This window comes from Floccifex sp., assembly GCF_051873555.1.
In the GTDB taxonomy this organism is placed as follows: Bacteria; Bacillota_I; Bacilli_A; order Erysipelotrichales; family Erysipelotrichaceae; genus Floccifex.
This window is the reverse complement of the sequence record NZ_JBJEEY010000135.1, coordinates 1-6,357: the sequence shown is the minus strand read 5'-3', so window position 1 is coordinate 6,357 and position 6,357 is coordinate 1. Positions and strand designations below refer to the sequence as shown.

The 6,357-nt window shown below is 32.6% G+C and carries 6 protein-coding genes; 3 read left to right on the top strand and 3 right to left on the bottom strand.

The window, feature by feature from the left end:
* Positions 1-58 precede the first annotated feature (58 nt).
* Genes ACI32A_RS07830 through serC form a run of 3 tightly spaced genes read right to left on the bottom strand, consistent with a single transcriptional unit; the run spans position 59 to position 3,068 of the window.
* Complete coding sequence (locus ACI32A_RS07830) at positions 59-829, bottom strand: PHP domain-containing protein (protein ID WP_439754490.1); 771 nt, start codon at positions 827-829, stop codon at positions 59-61.
* Complete coding sequence (locus tag ACI32A_RS07825) at positions 826-1,986, bottom strand: phosphoglycerate dehydrogenase (RefSeq protein ID WP_439754489.1); 1,161 nt, start codon at positions 1,984-1,986, stop codon at positions 826-828. The genes ACI32A_RS07830 and ACI32A_RS07825 overlap by 4 nt, the downstream gene beginning before the upstream one ends.
* Positions 1,986-3,068, bottom strand: a complete 1,083-nt coding sequence (gene serC, locus ACI32A_RS07820) for a 3-phosphoserine/phosphohydroxythreonine transaminase (RefSeq protein WP_439754488.1) — start codon at positions 3,066-3,068, stop codon at positions 1,986-1,988. Before serC ends, ACI32A_RS07825 begins: the two co-directional genes overlap by 1 nt.
* 202 nt (positions 3,069-3,270) lie before the next feature.
* On the opposite strand from serC, the gene ACI32A_RS07815 reads away from it, so the two are divergent.
* The 3 genes from ACI32A_RS07815 to smpB are packed head-to-tail and all read left to right on the top strand — an operon-like array spanning position 3,271 to position 6,156.
* A complete protein-coding gene (locus tag ACI32A_RS07815; protein ID WP_439754487.1) occupies positions 3,271-4,425 on the top strand; it encodes a DUF349 domain-containing protein in 1,155 nt (384 codons plus the stop codon).
* 58 nt (positions 4,426-4,483) lie between these two features.
* A complete protein-coding gene (locus tag ACI32A_RS07810; protein ID WP_439754486.1) occupies positions 4,484-5,704 on the top strand; it encodes a CapA family protein in 1,221 nt (406 codons plus the stop codon).
* Positions 5,701-6,156: an SsrA-binding protein SmpB gene (gene smpB, locus ACI32A_RS07805; protein ID WP_439754485.1), complete on the top strand. Its 456-nt coding sequence runs from the start codon at positions 5,701-5,703 to the stop codon at positions 6,154-6,156. Before ACI32A_RS07810 ends, smpB begins: the two co-directional genes overlap by 4 nt.
* The last annotated feature ends 201 nt before the right edge of the window (positions 6,157-6,357 follow it).

The window sequence follows — 6,357 nt, the reverse complement described above, 5'->3', positions numbered from 1 at the left end:
TATTCTATCAAATAAAAAAAAGACTGTCGACTATTACTTTGTCAACAGTCTGAGAGAATCAAATGATTCTCTCAAAGTTTCTGGCAACATCTTCTGGATAATGAGCATCTGAACAAGAAATAAGCTTGACATGATGTTCCTGCAATATTTGACGAAATAATGGATTTAATCCAACCTCTGGATGATGATAACGATAACTGGCTCCGGTATTGTCTTCTAAAGCAACTTGTGCTTGACAGGCATGTTGTGCGATTTTGATGTATGTGTCTTTTAAATCATAATGCGGATAGATTTCATACATCTTAATCACGTCGGGATGCGCAATTTGAGTAAATAACTTAGAATCAATGGCCTGAATTAAACAATCAAAGTATTGTTTATATATTTCATCTACATCTTTTTTTGTCCATAAAATTTCTTTTGATAGTTCATGTAAATCATATATGGCTCCATTTATGGAATGAATGGCTCCAACTAAGAAATCATAAGGAAATTCATTGAGTTTTTCTTTGAGAAAATCAATGTGACTTGGACTAAAACAAACTTCCAATCCAAAAGAAACTTTGATTGGAAGTTTTTCTTTTTTAATTTCCTGAATTAAAGAATAATATTCCTGAATTGAATTCTTTTGTTTAGATTCAACCCATTTTTTTTGACGAACATCAAAAGAACAAACTTGATCATAGAGGTCTTTAAATTCATAAAAACGATGTGTATGATCTAAAATACATAGATGATTGATTCCTTTTTTTAAAGCTGCATCAATAAATTGATGGACGTATTCCTTTGTCAAAAGACCATTTTCTAAGTGGGTATGACCATCAATCATTTTTTGTAACAAAGAACACGAGTTACGCCGTCAATACTTGAAATCGCATCCAGTGTTTCCTTAGATACTTTTGTATCTAAATCTAACATTGTATAGGCAATGTCTTTTTTTGATTTATTGAGTAAGTTTTCAATATTGGAATTGTCCACAAAACAATTTGTGATTTGACTAATCATTTTTGGCACGTTTTTGTGAATGATGCAAATTCGATATGGGGCACTGAATTCCATAGAAGCATTTGGTAAATTTACAGAATTTGTGATGTTTCCATTTTCTAAATAATCTTTCATTTCCTGACAAGCTTTTACTGCACAATTGATTTCACTTTCTTCTGTAGAAGCACCTAAATGAGGAATGGCAGCTACATATGGATGTTTAGCGAGTTCATTAGAAGGAAAATCAGTTACATAGAATCCGACTTTTCCACTGTCTAAAGCTTCTTTCATGTCATGGTCATTGACTAAGCCTCCACGAGCAAAATTTAAAATTTTAACACCATCTTTCATATGAGAAATGGATTCTTTATTAATAGTATTTTTTGTACTGTCATTCATTGGAATATGTAATGTAATGAAATCACATTTACGATAGATATCTTCAATATTTGTTTCATGATGCACATAACGAGATAAATTCCATGCGGCGTCAATAGACATATATGGATCATAACCATGCACTTCCATTCCAAAGCGAAGGGCTAAATTAGCAACTTGCACACCAATAGCACCACAACCAATAACACCCAATGATTTTCCAACTAATTCATTTCCGGCAAAGCGTTTCTTTTGCTTTTCAACAAGTTTTGATAAATCAGGATTATCCGCTTCTTTTTTTACCCATTCCATTCCATGATAAATATCACGACTGGCAAGTAATAAACCAGCAAAAACTAATTCTTTAACGGCATTACTGTTAGCTCCAGGTGTATTGAATACGGCAACACCTTTTTTTGTACAAGTATCAATATCGATATTGTTAACACCGGCTCCGGCACGACAAATAGCTTTTAATTCTGGATTATAGTCAATATCAAATAAATTGGCACTTCGTACTAAAATTCCATCTGGACTTTCAATGATTTCAGATACATTATATTGATCATTTAATTGATTTAATCCCTGAGAGGCAATGTTGTTAAATAATTTAATGTTATACATTATAAATTCCTTCCTTCAAATTCTTTCATAAATTGAACTAATTTTTCAACACCTTCAATTGGCATTGCATTGTAAATGCTGGCACGCATTCCACCAACAGATCGATGTCCTTTTAAGTTTTCAAAGCCAGCTTCTTTGGCTTCTGCTATAAATTTAGCATCTAAGTCTTTATCTCCAGTTACAAATGGAACATTCATTAAAGATCGACTTTCTTTTTCAACGGTTCCTTTAAATAATTTAGAAGAATCCAGGAAATCATATAAAATTTTTGCTTTCTTTTCATTGATTTCTTTCATGGCTTCCAGGCCACCTTGTTCTTTGATCCATTTAAAAACCAATCCACAAATATAGATTCCATAACAAGGTGGTGTATTATATAAAGAATCGGCATCGGCTTGTGTTTTCCATTTTAACATTGTAGGTGTATATGGTAATACATCATCGCGAATTAAATCTTCGCGAATGATAGCAATAACGACTCCAGCAGGTCCTACATTTTTTTGAACACCAAAATAAATAACGCCGAAGTCTTCTACATTTACTGGTTCTGATAGAATACAACTTGACATATCAGCTACTAAAATTTTTCCTTTTGTGTTTGGTATTTCAGGGAATTTTGTTCCATAAATTGTATTGTTGTAGCATACATATACATAATCAGCGTCTTCACTTACATTTAAATCAGAGCAATCAGGTATATAAGAAAATGTTTTGTCTTCACTGGAAGCAATAACATTGGCTTTAATATATTTTTTTGCTTCTTGATAAGCTTTTTTTGCCCATTGTCCAGTAATAATATAATCAGCTACACCATTTTTTGCTAAGTTCATAGGAATAGCGGAGAATTGTTGACTGGCTCCTCCTTGTAAAAATAAAACTTTATAATTCGATGGTATATGTAATAAGTCTCTTAGATCTTGTTGGGCTTGATCAATAATGGATTGAAACATTTTGGAGCGGTGGCTCATCTCCATAACAGACATACCACATCCCTGGTAGTCTAACATTTCATTGGCCGCTTGTTGTAATACGTTTTCTGGTAGAACAGCAGGTCCTGCACTAAAGTTATAAACTCTTGTCATATAAATACTTCCTTTCATCACGTAATGTATATTATACATTCTTTTATTGATTAATCAAGTAAAAATGTTCACAATATAAAATCAAATGTTTACAAAATAAATACATAACTGATTTTGAATTTCGAAAAAAATAAATGACATTTGATAAAAAAAAGGGTAAAATAACTATATATTGTATTCTATATTGTGGTTGGAGGAAATTATGGCAGTAGATTATAACGATGAAATTTTTGAAGAACAAGACTTAGGAGCAGATATTAATGCAAAAGAAGCATTGATTGAAGAAGCTGAGAGTCTTAAAGATGAGGAAAATTGGAATGAAGCAAATCGCAAATTAAACCAATTGAAAAAGAGATGGCGCAAAATTCCTTATTATGAATCTTTACAGGAAGAAGATTTAAAGGAACGTTTTGAAAAGGCTTTGGATGCGGTTTATGAAAAACGTAATGTTGTGTTTAAAAAAGCACAAGAAATTAAAGAAGGTTTGATTCAACAGGCAAAGGACTTATCTTTATCGGATGAATGGAATAAAACAACCCAAAAATTAAATGAATTGATGGAAGAATGGAAAAAAGCAGGTAATGCTGGTGATAAAGACGATGATCTTTGGAAAGAATTCAATGATGCTCGTCAAGTGTTCTATGATCGTAAGCGTCAGAATTGGGAAGAAATGAATAAAAAGTTTGAACAGGCTCGTTCTATTAAGGAAAAATTAGTAGAAGAAGCAAAGGCTTTACAGGATTCTGAGCAGTGGAAAAAAACAAGTCAAAAATTAAAAGATATGATGGATCAATGGAAGGCTGCTGGAAATGCAGGTAAAGAATATGAAAATGCTTTATGGAATGATTTCAATGCAGCTCGTCAGGTATTCTATGATCGTAGAGCAGTTTTCTATGATGATTTACATAAGAAACAAGATATTAATTATGAACAGAAAATGGCTTTAGTGAATCAGGCTAAACAAATTGTCGCAACAAATGAATTCACAAAAGAAAACACTGAAACAATGAAGGAATTAAGTGCGGAATGGAAAAAAGTTGGTTCTTGTGGTCGTGAAAAAGAAAATACAATTTGGAAAGAGTTCCGTTCGATTAATGATCAATATTTTGATGGTTTAACAAAGTTTAATGAACAAAAGCATCAAGATTGGAAAAAACGTATGATTGAAACACGTGATTATAAAAAATCACAAATTGAAAATCAAAAACGTCAAATTGCTCGTCTTCAAGAAGATACTTTGGGTTTGATCAGTGAAGAACAAACACGTGCGATTGAACAGCAAATTGAAGATAAAGAAGATTTTATTCAAAAATTAGAAGCAGAAATTGCAGATATTGATAAAAAAATTGAAGAATAAGAGGATGAATTTTCATCCTTTTTTCTTTTTATGGTAGAATGGATTAGAGGTAGAGAGAATGGCAAAGAAGAAAAGAAGAAAAACGAATCCATTTCGTTTAGGATTAATTGTGGTTTGTGGCTTACTATGTATTGTATTGGTTATTTGTTTAGGCGCTATAGGTGTTCGTGTTGCACAAAAAGAAAAAGTCGCAAATGAACAGCCAAAAGTATTGAAAAAAGAAGTAGTGGAAAAGAAAGAATCAAAAGGGTCTTCTTCTTTTTCTTTTGTTGGTGTAGGTGATAATTTAATTCATGGAGCCATTTATTATTGGCAAATGTTAGCTGGAAATGGCTATCAATTTGATGATATTTATGAATTGACTAATCCATATGTACAAAATGCAGATTTCGCCTATATTAATCAGGAAGTCATATGTAATGGAGAAGAATATGGATTGAATTCGTATCCAGTATTTAATGCACCTAGAGAAATATTAGATGCCGTTGCTAATGCAGGCTATGACTGGTTGTCAACGAGTTCAAATCATTGTATGGATACAGGTGCAAATGGTTTAATTGATGAAATGAATTATTTAGATGATACATATCCAAAAATTGTTTATACGGGAACACATACAAGTGAAAAAGCAAGAAGTGAATATACGGTGGTTGAATTAAATGGAATTCGTGTTGGTTTATTGGGGTATACATATGGATTAAATGGATATACATTACCAGAAGATATGCCTTGGTTAGTTGATGTCATTGATGAAGATTTAATCCGAGAAGATATGGAAAAAATCAGTGAAATCAGTGATGTGCAAATTGTAGCAATGCACTGGGGAACTGAATATGTAACGTCTGTAACGGATGAACAGGCAAAATACGCAAAAATATTAAATGAATGTGGAGCTGAAGTTATTATTGGAACACATCCTCATGTCATTGAGCCTTGTGAAATTTACCACGGAAAAAATCAAGATACTTTGATTTATTATTCTTTAGGTAATTTTTTGAGTGCCCAGGATACAGTGGGTGGAATGATAGGTGGCATGGCTAGTTTTACGTTGAACTATAACTTTGATACAAAAGAAGTGTCTTTTAGTGATGTAAAATTTATTCCAACTGTTACATATTTTAATTCACAATTTACGTCTATTAAAACAACAACGATTCATGAATATACAGATGATATGGCAGCAACACATGGAACAGCCGGTACAACAAGGCAGGCAGTGATTGATTATGTCAATGAAGTGGTTGGTTCGCCAGAGGGGATTGAGGTGGTATTGGAATGAGCAACCAGAAAACGGTAGCAGAAAATAAAAAGGCAAGACATGAATATGAGTTATTTGATCGATTTGAAGCGGGTCTGGAATTAAAGGGAACAGAGATTAAAAGTATTCGAAGGGGAAAAGTTCAATTAAAAGATAGTTTTGTGAGTTTTTCAAATGGAGAAGCTTTTATCAAGGGAATGCATATTTCTCCATATGAATTTGGGAACCGTTTTAATCATGATGAAGTAAGAGAAAGAAAGTTATTGCTTCATAAAAATGAAATCAATAAATTGTATCAATCCACTCGTATTAAAGGATATACAGTGGTTCCTGTTCGTTTGTATTTAAATCATGGCTTGGCAAAGTTAGAAATTGCTTTGGCAAAGGGTAAGAATTTACATGACAAACGAGAGTCACAGAAAGCCAAGGATGCGCAAAGAGAAATTCAAAAGGCATTGAAAAATAAATATTAATATGCTATTATAAAGCATCCTGGGGGTGTTCAGGCATTCGATAGATAAATGTTTGGATTCAACTACAGCCGTGAAGGAACACGTTAAAACCAACTTAAATTAAACGCAAAAACTAAATTAGCTAATGTATTTGGGTTCAACCAAAGCATGGCTTTCGCTGCTTAATTCGTCGAAACAGACTTGCAGCCCCTTTTAAGAATT